22 protein-coding genes are annotated in these 20,207 nt (G+C 65.8%); 21 read left to right on the top strand and 1 reads right to left on the bottom strand.

Translation table 11 applies throughout. The features are described from left to right. Nucleotide 1: 1 nt before the first annotated feature. The 9 genes from mtnA to OEX18_03010 are packed head-to-tail and all read left to right on the top strand — an operon-like array spanning nt 2 to nt 5,731. The gene (gene mtnA, locus OEX18_03050; GenBank protein ID MDH4336236.1) at nt 2-1,096 is read left to right on the top strand and encodes an S-methyl-5-thioribose-1-phosphate isomerase; all 1,095 of its coding nucleotides are present in this window, start codon (nt 2-4) and stop codon (nt 1,094-1,096) included. Beyond that, nucleotides 1,093-1,596, top strand: a complete 504-nt coding sequence (locus OEX18_03045; GenBank protein ID MDH4336235.1) for a DUF2203 domain-containing protein — start codon at nt 1,093-1,095, stop codon at nt 1,594-1,596. Before mtnA ends, OEX18_03045 begins: the two co-directional genes overlap by 4 nt. Nucleotides 1,597-1,639: 43 nt before the next feature. Then, nucleotides 1,640-2,395 carry an SDR family oxidoreductase gene (locus OEX18_03040; GenBank protein ID MDH4336234.1) on the top strand — a complete coding sequence of 252 codons (756 nt, stop codon included), beginning with the start codon at nt 1,640-1,642 and terminating at the stop codon, nt 2,393-2,395. 4 nt (nt 2,396-2,399) lie between these two features. Beyond that, a complete protein-coding gene (locus OEX18_03035; GenBank protein MDH4336233.1) occupies nt 2,400-2,804 on the top strand; it encodes a PaaI family thioesterase in 405 nt (134 codons plus the stop codon). Next, the gene (locus tag OEX18_03030) at nt 2,804-3,502 is read left to right on the top strand and encodes an alpha/beta hydrolase (GenBank protein ID MDH4336232.1); all 699 of its coding nucleotides are present in this window, start codon (nt 2,804-2,806) and stop codon (nt 3,500-3,502) included. Before OEX18_03035 ends, OEX18_03030 begins: the two co-directional genes overlap by 1 nt. Next, nucleotides 3,502-3,876 carry a rhodanese-like domain-containing protein gene (locus OEX18_03025; protein ID MDH4336231.1) on the top strand — a complete coding sequence of 125 codons (375 nt, stop codon included), beginning with the start codon at nt 3,502-3,504 and terminating at the stop codon, nt 3,874-3,876. The genes OEX18_03030 and OEX18_03025 overlap by 1 nt, the downstream gene beginning before the upstream one ends. Before the next feature lie 5 nt (nt 3,877-3,881). After that, complete coding sequence (locus tag OEX18_03020; protein MDH4336230.1) at nt 3,882-4,502, top strand: YigZ family protein; 621 nt, start codon at nt 3,882-3,884, stop codon at nt 4,500-4,502. Nucleotides 4,503-4,551: 49 nt separating this feature from the next. After that, a complete protein-coding gene (locus OEX18_03015; protein ID MDH4336229.1) occupies nt 4,552-5,325 on the top strand; it encodes an SDR family NAD(P)-dependent oxidoreductase in 774 nt (257 codons plus the stop codon). 10 nt (nt 5,326-5,335) lie between these two features. After that, the gene (locus OEX18_03010; protein ID MDH4336228.1) at nt 5,336-5,731 is read left to right on the top strand and encodes a ferredoxin; all 396 of its coding nucleotides are present in this window, start codon (nt 5,336-5,338) and stop codon (nt 5,729-5,731) included. On the opposite strand, the gene OEX18_03005 is transcribed toward OEX18_03010, so the two are convergent. Beyond that, entirely contained in the window at nt 5,728-7,227 is a 1,500-nt protein-coding gene (locus tag OEX18_03005; GenBank protein MDH4336227.1) for a glycerol-3-phosphate dehydrogenase/oxidase, read from the bottom strand. The two genes, OEX18_03010 and OEX18_03005, sit on opposite strands and share 4 nt — an antisense overlap. A gap of 114 nt (nt 7,228-7,341) precedes the next feature. On the opposite strand from OEX18_03005, the gene thyX reads away from it, so the two are divergent. The 12 genes from thyX (at nt 7,342) to OEX18_02945 (ending at nt 20,158) form a co-directional block, all read left to right on the top strand. Beyond that, nucleotides 7,342-8,283, top strand: coding sequence for an FAD-dependent thymidylate synthase (gene thyX, locus OEX18_03000; protein MDH4336226.1), 942 nt, complete (start codon nt 7,342-7,344; stop codon nt 8,281-8,283). 203 nt (nt 8,284-8,486) lie between these two features. Further along, entirely contained in the window at nt 8,487-9,089 is a 603-nt protein-coding gene (locus tag OEX18_02995; GenBank protein MDH4336225.1) for a penicillin-binding protein activator LpoB, read from the top strand. 6 nt (nt 9,090-9,095) lie between these two features. Next, on the top strand, nt 9,096-10,493 hold the full coding sequence (locus OEX18_02990; GenBank protein MDH4336224.1) for a hypothetical protein: 1,398 nt from the start codon (nt 9,096-9,098) through the stop codon (nt 10,491-10,493). A gap of 164 nt (nt 10,494-10,657) precedes the next feature. Further along, entirely contained in the window at nt 10,658-12,739 is a 2,082-nt protein-coding gene (locus tag OEX18_02985) for a thioredoxin domain-containing protein (GenBank protein MDH4336223.1), read from the top strand. Nucleotides 12,740-12,909: 170 nt separating this feature from the next. Beyond that, nucleotides 12,910-13,722, top strand: a complete 813-nt coding sequence (locus OEX18_02980) for an SCO family protein (GenBank protein ID MDH4336222.1) — start codon at nt 12,910-12,912, stop codon at nt 13,720-13,722. Then, nucleotides 13,723-15,360: a cytochrome c oxidase subunit I gene (ctaD, locus tag OEX18_02975; protein ID MDH4336221.1), complete on the top strand. Its 1,638-nt coding sequence runs from the start codon at nt 13,723-13,725 to the stop codon at nt 15,358-15,360. Then, nucleotides 15,357-16,145, top strand: coding sequence for a cytochrome c oxidase subunit 3 (locus OEX18_02970; GenBank protein MDH4336220.1), 789 nt, complete (start codon nt 15,357-15,359; stop codon nt 16,143-16,145). Before ctaD ends, OEX18_02970 begins: the two co-directional genes overlap by 4 nt. Nucleotides 16,146-16,167: 22 nt before the next feature. Next, nucleotides 16,168-16,476, top strand: a complete 309-nt coding sequence (locus tag OEX18_02965) for a cytochrome C oxidase subunit IV family protein (protein MDH4336219.1) — start codon at nt 16,168-16,170, stop codon at nt 16,474-16,476. A 4-nt stretch (nt 16,477-16,480) separates the two neighbouring features. Continuing rightward, entirely contained in the window at nt 16,481-17,437 is a 957-nt protein-coding gene (gene coxB / locus OEX18_02960; protein ID MDH4336218.1) for a cytochrome c oxidase subunit II, read from the top strand. A gap of 1 nt (nt 17,438) precedes the next feature. Then, on the top strand, nt 17,439-18,284 hold the full coding sequence (locus OEX18_02955) for a protoheme IX farnesyltransferase (GenBank protein MDH4336217.1): 846 nt from the start codon (nt 17,439-17,441) through the stop codon (nt 18,282-18,284). Between the two features lie 19 nt (nt 18,285-18,303). Further along, on the top strand, nt 18,304-19,659 hold the full coding sequence (locus OEX18_02950) for a c-type cytochrome (protein MDH4336216.1): 1,356 nt from the start codon (nt 18,304-18,306) through the stop codon (nt 19,657-19,659). Beyond that, nucleotides 19,640-20,158 (top strand): cytochrome c family protein, encoded by a 519-nt coding sequence (locus OEX18_02945; GenBank protein MDH4336215.1) that lies wholly within the window; start codon nt 19,640-19,642, stop codon nt 20,156-20,158. Before OEX18_02950 ends, OEX18_02945 begins: the two co-directional genes overlap by 20 nt. The last annotated feature ends 49 nt before the right edge of the window (nt 20,159-20,207 follow it).

The following is a 20,207-nucleotide window of genomic DNA, read 5'->3' as shown; positions in this document are numbered from 1 at the left end:
ACTGCCCACCGTTCGCTTTGCCGCCGGCGCCATGCGCATCATCGACCAGACCCTGCTGCCGGGCCGGCACCAGGTGATCGCGCTCTCCCGGCTGGCTCCGGTGTGCGAGGCCATCCGCGCGCTGCGCGTGCGCGGTGCGCCCGCCATCGGCGTTGCGGCCGCGTACGGGTTGCTGGTCGCGGTGGAGGAGGCGTTCGCCGGCGGGGGACCCGTGTTCGAATCCGGTGTCGACGACGCCGGCAACGTCGCTCCCTCGCGGGTGGCGCGCACGCCCTCGGCGTCGCTGCCGGATCTGCACGCCGTGCTGGCGCGCGCCAGCGACGAGATCGGCAGCACGCGACCCACCGCCGTCAATCTGGCGTGGGCGCTCGAACGCATGCGCGGGCGCTGGGAGTCGGACGCGGACACGCCCACGGCACTCCTCGCCGCACTGGTGGCGGAGGCGGATGCGATCCTGGCCGAAGACCTCGCCATGGGGCGCGCCATGACCGCCCACGGCGAGGCATTGCTGGACGACGGCGACGCCGTGCTGACCCACTGCAACACCGGGGGGCTCGCCACCGGCGGCGTGGGCACCGCGCTGGGCGTGGTGTTCGCCGCACACGCGGGTGGCAAGCGCGTGCACGTGTTCGCCGACGAGACACGGCCGCTGTTGCAGGGAGGGCGGCTCACCGCGTGGGAGTGCGCCAGGCGCGGTGTCCCGGTAACCGTGCTGGTGGATGGTGCGGCGGCGTCGCTGCTGGCGTCGAAACGGGTGCGCGCGGTGCTGGTGGGCGCGGACCGCATCGCCGCCAACGGGGATACCGCCAACAAGATCGGCACGCTGGGGGTGGCCATTCACGCCGCGCGCTTCGGGGTTCCATTCTATGTGGTGGCGCCCTCGAGCACCATCGACTCGTCGCTCCCCACCGGCGCTTCCATTCCCATCGAACAGCGCGCGGCGCACGAGGTGCTGGGGGTGGGTGGTGTCGAAATCTCCGCCGCCGGTTCCGTGTACAACCCCGCGTTCGACGTTACCCCGGCGGAACTCGTCACCGCCATCATCACCGAGCAGGGAATCCACCGCGCGCCATACCGCTTCGCGGCACACCCATGAGCCGCAAGGCCTTCACCGTTGACGAAGCCGACGCGATGATCCCGTCGCTCATCGAAGTGTTCCGGGAGATCGACGCTCACCGCCGCGCCATTCGTGAGTTCGCCGGCAAGATCGAGGTGCTGGAACTCATCTGGGGCAGCGCACTGCGCGACCCCGGCCATCCCGACCACGCCGAGTTCGCGACCCACCGCGAAGACATCGACCGCTGCACGCGCGGCATCGAGACCGCGGTGGCGCGCGGCATCTGGGACCGCGGGATATGGCTGCCGCAGGGCGGCCTGGAGGAGGGGCTGGTCGACTTTCCCTCCACCTACCAGGGGCGCTGGGTATGCCTGTGCTGGAAGCTGGGCGAACGCCATCTCGCCTACTGGCACGAACAGGACGCGGGGTTCCGGGGGAGACAGAAGATCACCGACGTGCAGCGGCGGGTGATGGGGACCGACGACCCCGACACCATCGAGGACCCCGGCCCGGATCCCGACCCCGACGGCGACGCGTGAAAGCGCCGTCGCTATCCGCGCGGCCATCGGTTACCATTGCGCCATGAACATCGACCTCACCGGACAGCGCGCGCTCGTCACCGGCGCCAGCCGTGGAATCGGCGCCGCCATCGCCGCCGCCCTGGCGGCATCGGGGGCGCGTGTGGTGGCGCACTATGGTTCGCGTCGTGCGGGTGCGGAAGCGGCCATCCAGGGGGCGGCCGGCTGCAGCGCCATGGCGGCGGATCTCGCCGACGCGCGCGCGTGCGCGCAACTGGTGACCGACGCGGCCGCGGCCATGGGCGGCATCGATCTGCTGGTCAACAACGCCGGCGTGGCGATGGATTCTTCGCTGGAGGCACCCCTGGACGCGTGGGTGAAGGACTGGAGCACCACCCTGTCGGTGAATCTCACCGCGCCCGCCATTCTCACCCGCCAGGCGATGCCGCACTTTCGCAAGGCCGGCGGCGGACGCGTCGTGTTCATCGCCTCGCGCGCGGCGTTTCGCGGCGACACGCCCGAGTACCTGGCCTATGCCGCCTCCAAGGGCGGCATGGTGGCGCTGGCGCGCTCCATCGCGCGCGGCATGGGGAAGGACAACGTGAAGTCGTTCGTGGTATCGCCCGGCTTCACACGCACGGAAATGGCGGAGGCGTTCATCACCGAATACGGTGAGGACTTCGCCATGAAGGACATGGTTCTCGACCGCATGACGGAACCGCGCGACATCGCGCCGCTGGTGGTTTTCCTGGCCAGCGGGATGGCCGATCACTGCACCGGCACCGCCATCGACGTCAACGCGGCCAGCTACGTGAGGTGATGGGATGACCGTCGACACGCGCGCAGCGGACCTCTTCGTTCGCACGCCGATCAATTCCTTTCTCAATTCGCGACTGGTGCACCGCTGCGCGGAGCGCGTGGAGGTGCGCGCCGCGGTTTCCGCCGCCCAGGCGCAGGAGTACGGCATCGTGCAGGGGGGTATCGTGAGCGCAATCGCGGATACCGCCGCGGTGTACCTGCTCATTCCCGAGGCGATGGATCGCGGAACCGTGTCCGGCGTGGAGTTCAAGATGAACTTCCTGCGCCCGGTTCGTGCCGACGGCGGCGAACTGGCGGCGGTGGCGAAACCGCTCAAGATCGGCCGGCGCCTCGCGGTGTGCGCGGTGGACGTCACGCAGGACGAGCGCCACGTGGCGAGCGGTGTTTTTACCTACCTGGTGGGGGCGTGATGAAACCGCGCAAGTTGACGATCGAGGTTGCAGGACGAGGTGTGGTGGACGCCATCCTGGACGCACCGAAGGATCCGAGTGCGGCATACGTGATGGCGCACGGCGCCGGCGCCGGCATGCGCCACCCGTTTCTGGCGGAGGTCGCCGCACTTCTCAGCGGCGCGGGAATCGCCACGGTTCGTTACCAGTTTCCCTACGCGCAGTCCGGCGGGCGCCGGCCGGATCCCCCCGCGGTGCTGGAGGAAACCGTGCGCAGCGCGGTGGCCGCGGCCGCCACACTACTGCCGGGTGTTCCGCTGTTTGCGGGGGGAAAGTCGATGGGTGGACGCATGACCTCCCAGGCCGCCGCGTCGGATTCGCTGGAAGGGCTGCAGGGACTGGTCTTCCTGGGGTTTCCCCTCCACGCACCGGGCAGCACCGGGGTGGCGCGCGCCGCCCACCTGGATCGCGTTTCGGTTCCCATGCTGTTCATCCAGGGGACGCGCGACTCACTCGCCGATCTCGAACTGATGCGCACCGTGTGCTCCGCCCTCGGTTCGCGGGCCACCCTGCACGTGGTCGAGGGGGGCGACCACTCGTTCAGTGTGCTCAAGCGGTCCGGCCGGCAACGGGCCGAGGTGATGAACGAGATTCGCGATACCGCGAGCACCTGGATGGCCCGCATCGCCGCTCCGGTCGAGGAGGGAAGAAGTTTCTGATGGATCACTCCCCGCGCTTTCTCGACATCGTCGAACAGACGCGGCCGCGCGTAAAGGAAACCAGTGTGGACGAGGTGCACCGGCGCCTGGAGCGCGGCGAGGCCTTCTACCTGGTGGATGTGCGCGAGGACCGCGAGTGGGACGTGGGGCACCTGCCGGGCGCGATCCACCTGGGCAAGGGAATCATCGAGCGCGACATCGAACTCGAGATTCCGGACGTGAACGCGGAGATCGTTCTCTACTGCGGCGGCGGATTCCGCTCCGTGCTCACCGCGGAGAATCTCCAGCGCATGGGCTACAGCAACGTGATCTCCATGGACGGCGGCTACCGCGGGTGGACGGAGGCCGGGCACGGCGTGGAGATCGACGACTGAGCCCCATGCCCCGCGCGACCCGCTATCCCGTCCCCGCCACGCAGAACCGCGTCGAAGACCGCATCCACAACAGCCGCTTCATCGCCACCCTCGCCCCCGCCGCCAGTGCGGACGCGGCCCGCGCCCTGGTGGACGCGGTTCGCGCCGAGTTTCCGGACGCGACCCACCACTGCTTTGCGTTCGTCGCCGGCCCGCCCGGCAGCAGTTCCGACATCGGATCCGGCGACGACGGCGAACCCGGCGGCACCGCGGGGCGCCCCATGCTGAATGTGCTGCTCAATTCTGGCGTGGGTGACGTGGCGGTGGTGGTGACGCGCTACTTCGGCGGCGTCAAGCTCGGCAAGGGAGGGCTGGTGCGCGCCTACAGCGGTGCGGTGCAGCACGCGCTGCGCGAGGCGGCCACCGTGATGCGCGTGGAACGCATCGCGGTGCGGGTGCGATTTGCATATCCTCACACCGACTCCGTGCGGCGCGCTCTGGCGCGCGAGGACGCCGCCATCACCGGCGAGCGCTTCGGCGACGAGGTGGAACTGGACGTCCAGTTGCCGGAAGACCGCCTGGACGCCATCCGGCAGCTCCTGCTGGATCTGACCGCGGGCGGCGCGCGCCTGGAGCGCGCGCAATAGCGGCTGGAGGCCGGCGGCCGCGCCTGCTAGAATGCCTCCCATGAACAGCATCAACCGGCTCGAAGGGAAGAACGTCGTCATCACCGGCGCCAGCGCCGGGTTTGGCGAGGCGTGCGCGCGCCACTTCGCCGCGCATGGTTCTCACCTGGAACTGTGGGCACGCCGGCTCGACCGCCTCGAGCGCGTGCGCGCGGAACTGGAAGACCGTCACGGGAAACCGGTGTCGATCCGCGTCGTCGATGTGCGCGCTCGCGATGTGGTGTCCGCCGCCGCCGCGGAACTGCGCGAGCGCGGATGGATTCCCGACGTGCTGGTGAACAACGCGGGTCTCGCGTCCGGCTTCGATCCCATCCAGGAGGGAGACTACGAAGACTGGGACGCGATGATCGACACCAACCTCAAGGGACTGCTCAACGTCACCCGCGAGATCCTGCCCATGATGGTGGAGAGAGACGCGGGACACGTGATCAACATCGGAAGTGTGGCGGGTTATATGGCCTATCCAAAAGGCAACGTCTATAACGCAACCAAGTTCGCGGTGCGCGGTCTCACCGAGGCCATGGCCGTGGACCTGTTCGGGACCAACGTGCGTGTTTCCAGTGTTGACCCCGGCGCGGCGGAGACCGAGTTTTCGCTGGTTCGCTTCCACGGTGATGACGGGCGCGCCAGCAAGGTGTACGACGGTTTTCAGCCGCTCAGCGCGGAAGATATCGCCGACGCGGTGGTCTACGTGGCCAACGCGCCGGCGCACGTGAACATTGCCAAGCTGGTGATGCTCCCGACCGCGCAGCGCAACCCGTACCTGATCCATCGCAAGGGCTGAGCGCGCAATCATGGCCGGCGAATCCCGCATCGATGCCGACGACCTGCGCGCGTGCGCGCAAGCGGTGGGTATTCCCGTTGCGCGACGGCACATCTTCCTGTGCGCGGACCAGACCAGGCCCAAGTGCAGCGTGAAGGCAGATTCGCTCGCCTCGTGGGACTACCTCAAGCGCCGTCTCAAGGAACTCGGGCTGTCGGAGGCGGGAGTCGCCCGCACCAAGGCCAACTGCCTGCGGGTGTGCAAGGGTGGACCCATCGCGGTGGTCTATCCGGAGGGAACCTGGTACGGCGGGTGCACACCCGAAGTGCTCGAGCGCATCATCCAGGAACATCTCATCGGCGGGAAGCCGGTGGCCGAATACGTGATTCTCACCCGGCCGCTGTCCGGCGGCGAGCTGCCGCGCTAACCGGCGGGCGGCAGAAACCGCGCCGCGGTTGCCTCGAAATCCTTCGTCTGCGTTTCGGCCCACGCCTCGTCGCGGCGCAGTTCGCGCGCGAGTGTCGCGGCCACCCGGGAGCAGAGCGCGTTCGCACCGCGCGCGTCCAGGAACAGTGCGCGCGAACGTCGCGCCAGCACATCCTCCACGGTGCGTGCCATGTCCGCCCACGCCGCGTCGCGTGTGAATGCGTCGATGGCTTCCAGACTCACATCCTCTCCCATCGCGCGCCGTTCCAGCGGATCGTTGGCGATTCCCCAGGCAGAGCCATCCAGGGCGAGCCGTGCGGTGCGGCAGCGCGGCGCCGTCAGACCTGCTGACGCGCAGGCGCGGTCCACGGCGTGTTCCGCCATCAGCCGGAATGTGGTCCACTTGCCACCGGCAATCGTCACCATACCACCCGGCGACACCGTCACGCGGTGATCGCGTCTCAGCGACGCGGTGCTGCCGGCTCCGGAGAGCAGCGGGCGCAACCCCGCGAAGGTGCTGCGCACGTCACCCACCGCCGGTGCCGTTTCCAGGTAGCGCGCTGCGTGCTCCAGCAGGAAGTCGACGTCGTCGCGTGTGGGGAGGGGCGTGTCGCCGATGTCGGTTGCGGCGGTGTCGGTGGTGCCCACGAGCAATCGCCCCCGCCATGGAATGGCGAACAGCACGCGACCGTCGTCGGTGCGCGGAATCATGACCGCCTCGTTGCCCGGGCAGAAGCTTCGTTCCAGCACGATGTGTGCGCCGCGACTGGCGCGCATCATCTCACCCGCGCCCTGGTCTTCCATGCGCCGCACCACATCCACACCGGTGCCGGTGGCGTTGATGACCACACGCGCGGGGATGTCCATCATCGCCCCGGTTTCGACGTCGACGGCGGCTGCACCGCTCACGCGTCCGCCGCTTCTCGTCAGTTCCACCACGCGCACGTAGTTGGCCGCGGTGGCGCCCAGCCGTACCGCGGTGTGCGCCAGGCTGAGAGCGAGGCGGGCGTCATCGAACTGTCCGTCGTGGTAGAGAACACCGCCGCGCAGACCCGCGCGGCGCAGTGCGGGCAACCGCGTGGAGACGTCGTTGCGCGACAGAAGCCGCGTGGCGCCGCCGGCGGGGGCGAGGACGCCGTACATCACCAGGCCGGCGCCGTACCACGCGCGCTCCCAGTCCCGGTAGGCGGGCACGATGAACGGGGTGTCGTGAACCAGTGCGGGCGCGTTGCTGGTGAGACGTTCGCGCTCGCGCAACGATTGCGCGACGAGGGCGAACTGACCCGCGCGCAGGTAGCGGACGCCGCCGTGCGCCAGCTTGGTGCTCCGGCTGGAGGTGCCGTGCGCAAAGTCGCCGCGCTCCACCAGGGCCGTGCGCAGGCCGCGCGCCGCGGCATCCACCGCGCAGCCCAGGCCGGTGGCGCCGCCGCCGATCACCAGCACGTCCCATGGATGGTGCGGGCTGCGCAGGCGGTCGATCATCTGATCGCGGTTCATGGCGGGGACGTTACCCGAGGGTGTGCCCGGACTTCCACCTTGTTTTACCGCGCCGGTTACGCTTTAATCCTTCGACAGGAGCAAAGGAAGATACCCGCCATGGAATCCACTGGAATGAGCCACGAAACCGAATCCCGCCAACCGGAGAAGCTCGAACGCCCACGTGTCGCTGCGCTGGATGACGTGCTGGGCCGGCCGTTCAAGGTGCTCGACGACGGCTTTGTCCGCGTTGTCGACTACATGGGTTCGGACGAGTCCATCGTGCAGAGCGCGCGCGTCTCCTACGGCAAGGGAACCAAGCTGGTCCACGAGGATCGCGGCTTGATCCGCTATCTGATGCGGCACCGCCACACCACGCCGTTCGAGATGTGTGAGATCAAGTTTCACGTGCGTGTGCCCATGGACTGCTGGCGCCAGTGGATCCGGCATCGCACCGCCAACGTCAACGAGTATTCCACGCGCTACTCGCTCGCCATCGACGCCGCCCAGGCCACCGCGCCCGATGAATGGCGGCTGCAGTCCAAGGGCAACCGGCAGGGGAGCGCGGGGTTCGTGGAGGCCAGGGCGGGCGAGGCGCTGACCCACCAGGAGGCGGAGTTGCACCGTTCGGCGCGGCGCATCTACGAAGAACGCATCGCCATGGGGGTGGCACGCGAACAGGCGCGCAAGGATCTGCCCCTGTCCACCTACACCGAGGCCTACTGGAAGATCGACCTCCACAACCTGCTGCACTTCCTCTCACTGCGCATGGAGGATCACTCCCAGGAGGAGATTCGCATGTACGCGCATACCATGGGCGAGAAGATCGTGGCCCACTGGGTACCACTGGTGTGGGAGGCGTTCCTCGACTATCGCATGAACTCGCTCTTCCTCTCGTCCATCGAACTGGAAATGGTGCGCGCCATCGCGTCGGGAGAAGCCGATCACGCGGTTGCCGTCGCGCGCAGGCTCAACTGGCTGGAGACCGGCAAGACGGGTGCGCTCAAGCGCAACCGGGAGCGCGACGAACTGGAGTCGAAACTCCAGCAACTCAACCTCTCCGTACCCTGGCGCTGATCGGCCCGGTTCCGCTCGTCCGCACCGCCGGTGTCCGAAAGGCGCATACCGGCGCGGCCAATCCACCACGCTTTGAATGATTGACAAGTCCGGGCCCGGTGCGGGACGCTAGCGGCGGGCTCGCGTCACGCCGGGTGAGCGTGGGCCGATCGTTCCCGTGCCGGCGCTCGCGCATGCCGGTCTTCAAGGAGGAGCAACGGATCATGGTCAAAGGAACTCTTGCAGTGACGATTCTTCTGACGGCGGTAATGATGGGGTGTTCGGGTGGCAAGCAGGTTACGCGCATCGATCCCGGTGAGCAGGTCGACCTGTCGGGCCGCTGGAACGACACGGATTCGCGCCTGGTCTCCGAGGAGATGATCGCAGACTGCATGTCACGCCCCTGGAAGTCGCAGCACATGATGAAGGAGGGCAAGCGCCCCATCATCATCGTCGGCACCATTCGCAACAAGTCCACCGAGCACATCGCCGTGGGCACCTTCATCGGCGACATCGAGCGCGCCTTCATCAACTCCGGCGAGGCGGAGATGGTGGCGAGTGCCGAGGAGCGCGAACAGATCCGCGACGAACGCGCCGACCAGCAGCAGTACTCCAGCGAGGAGACCATGGCCAAGTGGGGCCGGGAACACGGCGCGGATTACATGCTCGGGGGCGTGATCAACAGCATCGAAGACCAGGAAGGCGGCGACATGGTCGTGTTCTACCAGGTGGATCTCAACCTGATCGACCTGGAATCGAACTCGAAGGTGTGGCAGGGCCAGAAGAAGATAAAGAAGTATATCTCCAACTCGGGTCACAAGCTCTAGCCGGCCATGTATCGAGAGGCCCCGACCCGCCGGCCCGCGTTGCGCGCAGCGGGCGCGTGTGCAGCCGTACTGGCGGTGCTGGCCTGTGCCGCGCTGGCGTGTTCCAACTACGTGCGGCGCTCGACCGCCATCCGCGGGGCAGTGGCCACCGGTCAGTACGAGGCGGCGCTGGATCAGATATCGGAGATCGACCCGTCCAACTCGCTGCTGCTGCTGCTCTATGAGCAGGGCATGGTGCAGCACTGCCAGGGTGACTACGCGGCCAGCAACCTGTCCTTCGAGCGCTCGGAGGCGGTGCTGGACGCGCTCTATACGCGCAGCATCACCCGGGGTCTCGCCTCCATGGCCATTTCGGAGACCGTCGAGCAGTACCGCGGCGATCCCTTCGAGGCACTCTTCGTCAACTACTACAAGATCCTCAACTACCTGGCGCTGGGCGATGTCGAAGACGCGATGGTGGAGTGCCGGCGCATCAACCGCCGCCTGCAGATGTTCCAGGACGGCGGGGAGACCTACTTCGTCAACGAACCCTTCCTGCAGTACCTGACCGGCTTGGTCTACACGCGCGGCGGCGAACGCACTGACGCCGAGGTGTCGTACCGTCTCGCCACCCGCCTGTACGACGATCCGCAGTTCGCGGCCATGACGCCGACTCCGCCCACGGTCTTCTGCGACGCTGCCGCCCTGGCGCGCGCCGTCGGCGACCGCGAGGCGGTCGCGGAATACGCGCAACGGGCGGAGTGTCCCGACGACGGGCTGGCGCGTGTCAACGTGCTGCTGGATTGCGGAGAGATCGTGGCAAAGGGCGAAGAGAGCATCGTGCTGCCCATCCTCGAGAACGACACGTGGAACGACGACGATGAATTCGCGTGGGAGTTGCGGAACCGGTACGGACAGCCCTACGACCGCCGCAGGGTCAAGTACTGGCTGAAAGTCGCGCTGCCCACGCTGCTGCCGGTGCCGCCCCGGTACACGCGGGTGGTGGTGCGCGCCCGCAGCGCCGACGGCCGTACCGGAGAGAGTGCGGAGACGGTGGCCATGATGGTGGAGAATCTCGACGAACACGCGCGGCGCGCGTACGAGGAAAAGCAGGGGACGCTCTTCGTTCGTGCCATCGTGCGCGCGCTCATCAAGTACGCGGCGTTCAACGCCGCCGACAAGAAGGACGACGGACTGGGCGCGGTGGTCAACCTGTTCAACGTCGTCACCGAGACCGCCGACACCCGCAGCTGGTCGACCCTGCCCCAGGCCATCTGGATGGCGCGGCTCGATCTGCCGCCGGGCGAGTACCGGATCGAAGCGGACCTCTACTCCGCTGACGGTGTCAAGGGCGCCAGCGCGACGTTCTCCGGCGTGCAGGTGCGACACGGCGCCATGGTGTTTCGCAGCGCGCGCATCTTCTAAACTGGATTCTTTCCCCGGCGACACCTATAGTGAGACGTGAGCGCGGGTCGCCAGACCCCGTTGTGTCCATGTCCAGCCGCCTGTCTCTCATCTGCCTTGTGTTCGGGGCCGCAACCCTCGCGGCCTGCGGCAATGGTGGCGGCGAGAGGGCCCCGGAGGTTCCCATGCACAGCCCGTCCGACTCGACCCGCAACCGCCTGGCGTTGGAGAAGAGCCCCTACCTCCTGCAACACGCCAGCAATCCGGTGGACTGGTATCCATGGGGTGACGAGGCGTTCGAGGTGGCGAAGCGTGAGAACAAGCCTGTGTTTCTCTCCATCGGCTATTCCACCTGTCACTGGTGCCACGTGATGGAACACGAGTCGTTCGAGGACCCGGAAGTGGCGGCGTTGCTCAACCGTGCCTTCGTGTGCATCAAGGTGGACCGCGAGGAGCGGCCCGACATCGATCACGTGTACATGACCGTGTGTCAGATGATGACGGGCAGCGGTGGTTGGCCACTCACGCTGCTGCTCACGCCGCAGCGCGAACCCTTCTTTGCGGCAACGTACATTCCGCGCGAGGCGCTGATGACCTTCGTGCCGCGGGTGGAGGCGGCCTGGCGGGACCAGAACGACGCGGTGCGCAGCGATGCCGGCCGCGTGTCCGGGCTGTTGCGCCAGTCGATGACCGCCGCCGCGGGGGAGGAAATCGGCGCCGAGGTGCTGCAGCGCGCCTACCAGGAATTGGGCGCGCGCTTCGACTCCACCCACGCCGGTTTTGGCACGCGTCCCAAGTTTCCCACACCGCACAACCTGCTGTTCCTGCTGCGCTACTGGAAGCGTTCCGGCGAGGCGTGGCCGCTGGAGATGGTGACACGAACGCTGGACGCGATGCGCAACGGCGGCATCTACGACCAGGTGGGATTTGGATTCCACCGCTACTCGACGGACGCCGCGTGGCTCGTGCCACACTTCGAAAAAATGCTCTACGACCAGGCACTGCTCATGATGGCGTACACGCAGGCCTGGCAGGCGACGGGGAACCCGCACTACCGCGCGGTTGCGGAGGAAATCGCCACCTACGTGATGCGCGACCTGTCGTCGCCCGGCGGCGGGTTCTGTTCGGCGGAGGATGCGGACAGCGAGGGCGAGGAGGGGAAGTTCTACGTGTGGACGCTGGAGGAATTACGCGACGTGCTGGGCGGGGACGCCGCGCGCATCGCGGCGGTATACGGTGCGAGCCAGGAAGGGAACTTCGCCGAAGAGGCCAGCGGACGGCACACGGGAGCCAACATCCTGCACCTGCCGCGCGCCATCGACGAGACCGCGGCCGAACTCGGCGTGCCGGCGGAGGAATTGCGCGCCGCGACGGAGTCGGCCCGCCGCAAGCTGCTCGAGGCGCGTTCCTCGCGCGTGCGCCCGCACCTCGACGACAAGGTGCTCACGGACTGGAACGGCCTGATGATTGCCGCGCTGGCCGGCTGCGGCCGCGCACTGGATCGCCCGGATCTGGTGGCGCGCGCCGCGTCGTCGGCCAACTTCGTGCGCCGCTCGGGACTCCTCGACGGCGATCGTCTGCTGCACCGCTGGCGCGACGGTGAAGCCGCCATCCCGGGGATGCTGGATGACTACGCCTTTTTCACGTGGGGACTCCTCGAGCTCTACGAGGCCACCTACGAAGTGCACTATCTCGAACTGGCCAATCTCCTCGCGGCGCGCATGCACGGATCGTTCGCCGACGGGGCGGGCGGCTACTTCATGACCGCGGGTAGCGCGGAGGCCCTGCTGGTTCGGCCCCGCGAGGCATACGATGGCGCGATGCCGTCCGGCAATTCGGTGGCAATGGCGGTCATGGCGCGTCTGGCGCGGCTCACCGGCGACATGACCTGGGACGCGCACGCCCGCGACGTGGGGCGGGCGTTTCATGCGCAGATCTCGGCGGCCCCGATGGCGCACACCTACGCGTTGGTCGCCGCCGACTTCCTGGTGGGACCGACCATGGAACTGGTGATCGCCGGGGAGGTGGGCGCCCCCGGGACCGAGGCCATGCGGCGCGAGGCCGACCGGCGGTTTCTTCCCCACCTGGTCACGGTGTTCCGGCCCGCCACCGGCGCGGATCGCGTGATCGCGCTGGCACCCTACGTGCGCGAGCAGGTCGCGCAGGGCGGGGCGGCGACTGCCTACCTGTGCCGTAATTTTGCCTGCGAGCTGCCGATAACCGACCCCGCCGAGCTCGGCCGGCGCCTGGACGCGCCGCTCAGGTGATGATGGGGAATCCGCCATTCTCATGTGATTTGGAAGGTTGGTCTTGACACCCCTCTGCTGAGGCGCTAGTCTCCATCGGTGCTTTGTGAATTCTCGCACAAAGCCTGCCCATTTTCTTTTAATTTAATATAAATCAATGTGTTACGGGTGGCTGCCTCGTGAGGGTGGCATTGGAACAGTCCCCGATACGTCTCCTTATATCGCTCCTGATCGCCGTCGTGCCGTTTGCGGACGCCGCCGTGGCGTCGCGCGAGCCCATTCCCGCGGCGGAAGTGGGCCTGAACGAGCACCTGGGTGAGCGGGTTCCGCTCGATCTGCGTTTCGTCTCCGAGACCGGCGACACGGTTGTGCTGGGCGATCTCATCGACCGGCCCACCATTGTGTCGCTCGTCTACTACACCTGCCCCTCGATCTGCCGGCCGCTGCTCAACGAAGTCGCGGGAACGCTGGGCAAGCTCGGATCGGTGGACATGGTGCCCAATCGCGACTACCGCGTGGTGACCATCAGCTTCGACCAGTTCGACAGTCCGGCCGGATCATCGCGCCTCAAGGACGAGTACTACCGCCAGTTGCCGGGGGCGTTTCCGCGCGATGCATGGACGTTTCTCACCGCCGACTCCGCCACGATTGCGCGTTTCACCAATGCGGTTGGCTTCGGGTTTCGGCGCAACGCGGACGATCCCAACTTTGCGCACCCCACGTCGCTCATCGTGCTGGCCCCGGACGGGAAGATCACCCGCTACCTGGTGGGCGCCGAGTATCTGCCCCTCGACATCAAACTCGCGCTCATCGAGGCCCGTGAAGGCCGCGTGGGCGCCACCATCGTGAAGTTCTACAAGTTCTGCTTCAGCTACGACCCGAGCGGGCAGAAGTTCGTGCTCAACGCAACCCGCGTGGTGGGGCTGAGCACACTGGTGGGTGTTGCCGCGATCGTTGTGTTCGTCACGGCGTCGGGTCGGCGCCGCAAGGAGAAGGTGCATTAGATGGCAAATCACGCGCGGGTTGCCGACGCCACGACCGTGGACTTCTACAAGTTCCAGGGCCGCTTCTCGGGACTCGCTTCCTGGATATTCTCCACCGATCACAAGCGGATCGGCCTGATGTATCTGATCCTGATGACGGCGTTCTTCGGCATCGGGATGACGCTGGGCTTTCTGATGCGCCTGGAATTGATGGCCCCGGGCCGCACCATCGTCGACGCGCAGACCTACAACTCCATCTTCACCCTGCACGGGGTGATCATGGTGTTTCTGTTCGTGATCCCCGGACTGTCCGCCTCGCTCGGCAACTTCATGCTCCCCATCATGATCGGGGCCAAGGATGTGCAGTTCCCGCGCCTCAATCTGCTGTCCTGGTGGCTCTTTGTGGGCGGCGCCCTGCTGGCGGTGACCGCGCTCTTCACCGGTGGCGGGCCACCGGACACCGGCTGGACCTTCTACGCGCCGTACAGCATTCGCACCGGGACCAACGTGACGCTGGCCGCGTTCGCCGTTTTCGTGCTCGGCTTCTCGTCCATTCTCACCGGGCTCAACTTCGTCACCACCATCCACCGCATGCGCGCGCCGGGGATGACCTTCTTCCGCATGCCGTTGTTCGTGTGGGCGGTGTACTCCACGGGCTGGTTGCAGGTGATCGCGACGCCCATCATTGGCATAACGCTGGTGCTGATCATGGTGGAGCGGTCGTTCGGGATCGGCGTGTTCGATCCGATCAAGGGCGGAGATCCGATTCTCTACCAGCACCTGTTCTGGATCTACTCGCACCCCGCGGTCTACATCATGATTCTGCCAGCGCTGGGCGCGATTTCAGAGATGATCTCGGTTCATGCGCGGCGCACGATCTTTGGTTACTCGTTCATCGCGCTGTCCAGTGTCGCCATTGCGTTGTTCGGATCGATCGTCTGGGCCCACCACATGTTCGTGAGCGGCAACAGCATGGTGGCGAACTTCGTCTTCTCGCTGCTGACGATGATCGTCGCCATACCCAGCGCGGTAAAGGTCTTCAACTGGGTGGCCACGCTCTACCGGGGCTCGATTCAGCTGGAGACGCCCATGCTGTACTCGCTGTCCTTCATCTTCCTGTTCATGATCGGCGGGTTCACGGGAATGATGCTGGGCGTGCTTTCCATCGACGTCCACGTGCACGACACCTACTTCGTGGTGGGGCACTTCCACTACGTGATCTTCGGCGGCCTCGGCTTCTCGCTGTTTGGCGCGCTGCACCACTGGTACCCCAAGATGTTCGGCCGCATGTACCAACAGTTGCCGTCGAAGATCTCCTGGGTGCTGGTCTTCGTGGGTTTCAACGTTCTCTATCTGCCCATGTTCATGCTGGGCTGGGAGGGAATGCCGCGCCGCTACTACGACTACCTGCCCGAGTTCCACAAGTGGCACCTCGTGTCCACCATCGGCTCGTGGATCATGATCGCGGGCATCCTGATCATGTTCACCAACCTGATCCGCTCGCTCCGGAACGGGCCGGTGTGCACGGAGCCGAACCCGTGGGGCGGCGGGCGCACGCTGGAGTGGACGATTCCGTCGCCGCCGCCGCTGGAGAACTTCAACGAGATTCCGACCATCACCCGCGGTCCCTATGATCCCGCGCCTGTGGAGGCCAAATGAGCTCCCACCCGCACTCGATTGCGCTTCCGACCCACAAGGATTACACGGGTTCGAAGTTCGCCATCTGGCTCTTCCTGATTACGGAAGTGATCCTTTTTGGCGGGATGTTCATTCTGTATTCGGTCTACCGGTCCGAGTACGCGACGGACTTCCACCTGGCGGCGGAAGAGTTGAATACGCTGCTCGGCACCATCAACACGCTGATCCTGCTGACCAGCAGTCTCACCATGGCCCTGTCGATCGCGGCCACCCACCATGGCAATCGCAAGCTGGCCCTGAGCATGCTTGCGGTCACGGTGTTGTGCGGTATCGCGTTCCTCGTCATCAAGTATTTCGAGTGGGGGGCGAAGTTCCACCACGGCATCTATCCGGGCTCCGAATACCTGCTCGCGCACTCCAAGGGCGAGATTCTCTTCTTCGGCCTCTATTTCACGATGGCGGGTGTGCACGGGATTCACGTTCTGGTGGGTGTAGTTCTGCTCACGGTCATGTTCTTCCGTGTGTCGAAGCAGCCCAACGCGAAGGTTTCGTTCGTGGCCGGTCACGGGTTGGGCCAGGCGGAGGGTGGCCGCATCGCCATCGTGGACAAGGAGGGCCGGACGTTGTGGACCGGCGAGGAGATCGACACCTCCATTCGTCGCATCGACATCGGCACCAGTTACTGGCCGGTCAAGAATCGCTTCAAGGTGGCCGATTTCAACCTGCTGGAGAATTCGGGTCTCTACTGGCATATCGTCGACATCGTGTGGATTTTCCTGTTCCCGCTCTTCTATCTGATCACCTAGCGGTGACGTTTTCGGAGGACGCATGAGCCAAGACGCACATCATGGGCACGATGAGGAAGCGCACGAGCCGGTCGGGTACGGCACGTACTTCCTGACCTGGTTCTCCTTGCTGGTTCTGACCGCCATCACGGTCACGGCGGCGGGGATGCACTTTGGCAGCGCGAGCGTGCTGGTGGCACTGGTCATTGCCATGATCAAGGCCGCCATCGTTCTGTACGTGTTCATGCATCTGAAATACGAGAGCAAGACGTTCCAACGCCTGCTGCTGATCGTGATCATCATCATGACCATCAATATCGGCCTGACCTTTACCGACACGCTTTTCAGGTAGCCAAATGCTCAGTCGTCTATCGACCACATCCGACGCAGTAAACGGCCCGATCCTGTTCATTTCGGCCGTTTCGCTGGCCATGCTCATCGGCATAACGCTGGTGATGATCTATTTTGCGTTGCGCTACAACCGCCGCAGCCGGCCGGTGGGCGAAGACGTGCACGGGCATACCACCCTCGAGATCATATGGACGGTCATTCCCACCATTCTTGCCTTCGGCTTCTTCTGGTACGGGTGGGAGGGCTACAAGGTGCTCAAGACGCCGCCCGCGGACGCCATCCAGGTGAACGTGACCGGGCGCATGTGGTCGTGGAACCACGAGTACTCGAACGGCGTGCAGAGTCCGGCGCTCTACGTGCCGGTGAACCGGCCGGTGAAGCTCAATCTCACCTCCACCGACGTGCTGCACAGCTACTTCATTCCCGCGTTCAAGGTGAAGCAGGACGCGGTGCCGGGAATTCCCGACCTGTTCCTGTGGTTCGAGGCCACGGAACTGGGCGATTACGACGTGTTCTGTGCCGAATACTGCGGCAACCAGCACTCGGCCATGCTCACCAAGGTACACGTGATGACCCAGGAGGACTACGACGCCTGGCTCGCCGCGGAGGGCGAGAAGGTGGTCGCGATCCAGGCCGCGGCGGAGGCCGACGCCTCGGATCCCGCGGTCATCGCGCTGGGCAAGTCGCTCTCGCAATCCCGGGGGTGCACCGCATGCCACAGCGCCGACGGCAGCCGCCTCATCGGTCCCTCCTTCAAGGGGATCTACGGCCACAGCGCCACCGTGGTGACCGCCGGCGAGACGCGCCAGATAGAGGTGGACGACGAGTACATCAAGAACTCCATTCTGGAGCCGGCCGCCGATATCGTGCAGGGGTTCCAGCCCCTGATGCCCTCGCAGAAGGGCATCGTCAACGACGCCGAGATCAAGGCGCTCACCGCTTACATCAAGAGTCTCAAATAGCATGACGCGAATGGCCGGCATGGTGCTCGAACTCATGAAGGTTCGCATTGCGGTGCTCGCGACGGCGTCCGCGCTGACGGGCTATTTCCTGGCCGCGCGCGCCGTGACCGCCGAACTGGCGCCGCTCATCGCCGGGGTGTTCTTTCTGGCCGGGGGAGCGGGCGCGTTGAATCAGGTGCAGGAGGTCGCGATAGACGCGCGCATGCGGCGCACCGAGAAGCGCCCCATCCCGTCGGGGCGCATGTCGCGCACCGCGGGCCTGCTGTGGGCGCTGGCGTTGCTCGCCGCCGGATTCGCGTTTCTTTCCGGAAACCTGGCTGCAGTTGCAATCGGCGCCTGCACCGTGATCTGGTACAACGGCATCTACACGCCCTTGAAGCGGGTCTCCGCGTTCGCCGCCATTCCGGGCGGCGTGGTGGGCGCGCTGCCTCCGGTCATCGGCTGGGTGATGGGCGGGGGACTGCTGACCGACCCGCGTATCGCGGCGGTCGCGTTCTTCTTCTTCGTGTGGCAGGTGCCGCACTTCTGGTTGCTGCTGCTGCGCATCGGTGACGACTACGCGCGTGCCGGACTGCCGACGCTGACCGCGTTGTTCTCGCGCCGGCAGTTGTCGCGGATCATCTTTGTGTGGATGCTCGCAACCGCCGTGGCCTGCGTTTCCATGCCGATGTTTGGCGTATCTTCGGCGTTGTGGGCGCAGGTGGGGCTCGCGGTGGCCTCGCTGTGGCTCGGTTGGCACGCGATGACAATGGTGCGTTCGGACGGCGAAGTCCTCGCGTTCCATCACATCAACCTGTATGCGCTGGTCGTGATTTCAGTGCTGTCGCTCAGCGGACTCGTCGGATAGAGGAGCGGGAAGGCGATTCATGGACTTTTTCAGTCAGCACGTCATCGAGCCAACGGCCGTTCACCTGAGACTCCTGGAGTTTCTGGCGGTGGTCACGTACACCATCCACCTGCCGTACATCGCGCTCGTGATCGGCTCCACCGCGGTGGCCATGTGGCTCACCTTCTCCGACAGCGAAATGCCCAACCCGCGTTTCGCGCGGCTGGCCGGCGACCTGATCGGGATGTCGCTCGGCAATCGGGTGCCCATGCTGGTGCTCGGTGTGATGCCGCTGCTGGTTCTGCCGTTCCTGTACGGGCAGTGGTTCGTGGGGGCGGTCAATTTCCCGCTGCTCTACATCGTGCTGCCCATTCCGGGGGTGATCCTGGGGTTGTCGCTGCTGGGCCTGTACCGCGGTTCGTTTCGTGAGCGCGCGGCCAATTTTCGTCTGCACATGGGGCTGGGCACCGCGGGGCTTGCGCTGCTGAGTGGTTCCTACTTCGTGCTCCTGAGCGCGATTGTCCGCCTGCAGGATCCCGAGAAGTGGTTCCGGCTCAAGAACGCCGCCATCCTGGTCCTCAACTGGAACGTGATCTGGAAATTCCTCCTGTTTGTGCACCTGGGGCTGGGCCTGACCGGGGCCGCCATCCTGTTCTTCGTGCTGCGCTGGCGCGGCCGCGAGGGTGTCACCGACGCCGACTACGCCCAGTTCGCGCGGCGCTTCGGCGCGGGGCTGGGTCTCGCCTTCTGTTTTGCGGTGCCGGTATTCAACCTGCTCTACGTCTTCACCTCTGCCGACGTGGTGTTCGATCGCGTCGTCTACGCGCTGGGCATTTCGGTGACGCTGGTGACCATGCTCATCGCGTACGCCTTCGTGGGCGCGCTGCGCTCCAGCCGTGCGCGGTTCGGGGCCACGACCTTCAGCCTGTTCATCCTCGTCTTCGTTCTCAGCAGCACGTTCGACGTGCGATCCATGGCCAACGCCAATCGTGAGCACGCGCGCCTGATCGCGATCAAGACCGACCGGGAACGCGCGGAACAGGAGGCGCTCATCGAGGCTGCCATGGCGGCCAGGGCCGGCCGCAACCTGGGTGAGGAGACCTTCAACTCGGTGTGCATGCAATGCCATCGCATGAACGAGAAACTCGTGGGACCGCCGCTGAACGCGGTGCTTCCAAAATACGCGGGGAACCCGGACAACCTGCAGAACTTCATGCTCAACCCGGTGAAGATGGATCCCGCGTATCCGCCCATGCCGAACCCGGGGCTCAGCTCGGCCGCCGCGAGGGCCGTGGCCGAGTACCTGCTCGGACAGATGGCGCCGGCCGGCGGCGCACAGCCGGATGCCGAAACGCCGACCCAGACAGAGGTGCAAAGTGGCCAGACGAGTCATTAGCGCGGCGATCCTTGGATACTTCGCGCTGTTCGCCGTCCTGATCCTCCTGCTCGGCTTCCGGTGGGCGATGCACCGGCAGCCGCCGGAGCAGCCCATCGCGTTCAGCCATGAGGTTCACGTCGGCAAGCTGAATCTCCAGTGCCTGTTCTGCCATGAGACGGCGGACAAGTCGGCCTTTGCGGGCGTGCCGCCCATGAAGAAGTGCATGGACTGCCACGTGGCGGTCAAGACCGAAACCGCGGGCGTACAGAAGCTCACCGAGTACTGGAACAACCAGGAGCCGATACCCTGGAACCGGGTGCACAGTATTCGCATCAGAAAGCACGTGTATTTCTCCCACAAGCGTCATGTGGCCAAGGGCGTGGCGTGCGAACAGTGTCACGGGGAGCTGGCCGCGATGGCCCAGGTACGCCAGGTGAGTTCGCTCAAGATGGGCTGGTGTGTGTCGTGTCACACCGAGAACGACGCGCCCACCGATTGCTTGATCTGCCACATGTAGAGGAAGGAACGGAGGCCCGCACGGTATGGACAGGCGAGAGTTCTTGAGA

The sequence above is a fragment of the Candidatus Krumholzibacteriia bacterium genome (assembly GCA_029865265.1).
GTDB lineage: Bacteria > Krumholzibacteriota > Krumholzibacteriia > WVZY01 > JAKEHA01 > JAKEHA01.
Note: the sequence above shows the minus strand (reverse complement) of the source record. Positions and strands in the feature narration are given on the sequence as shown.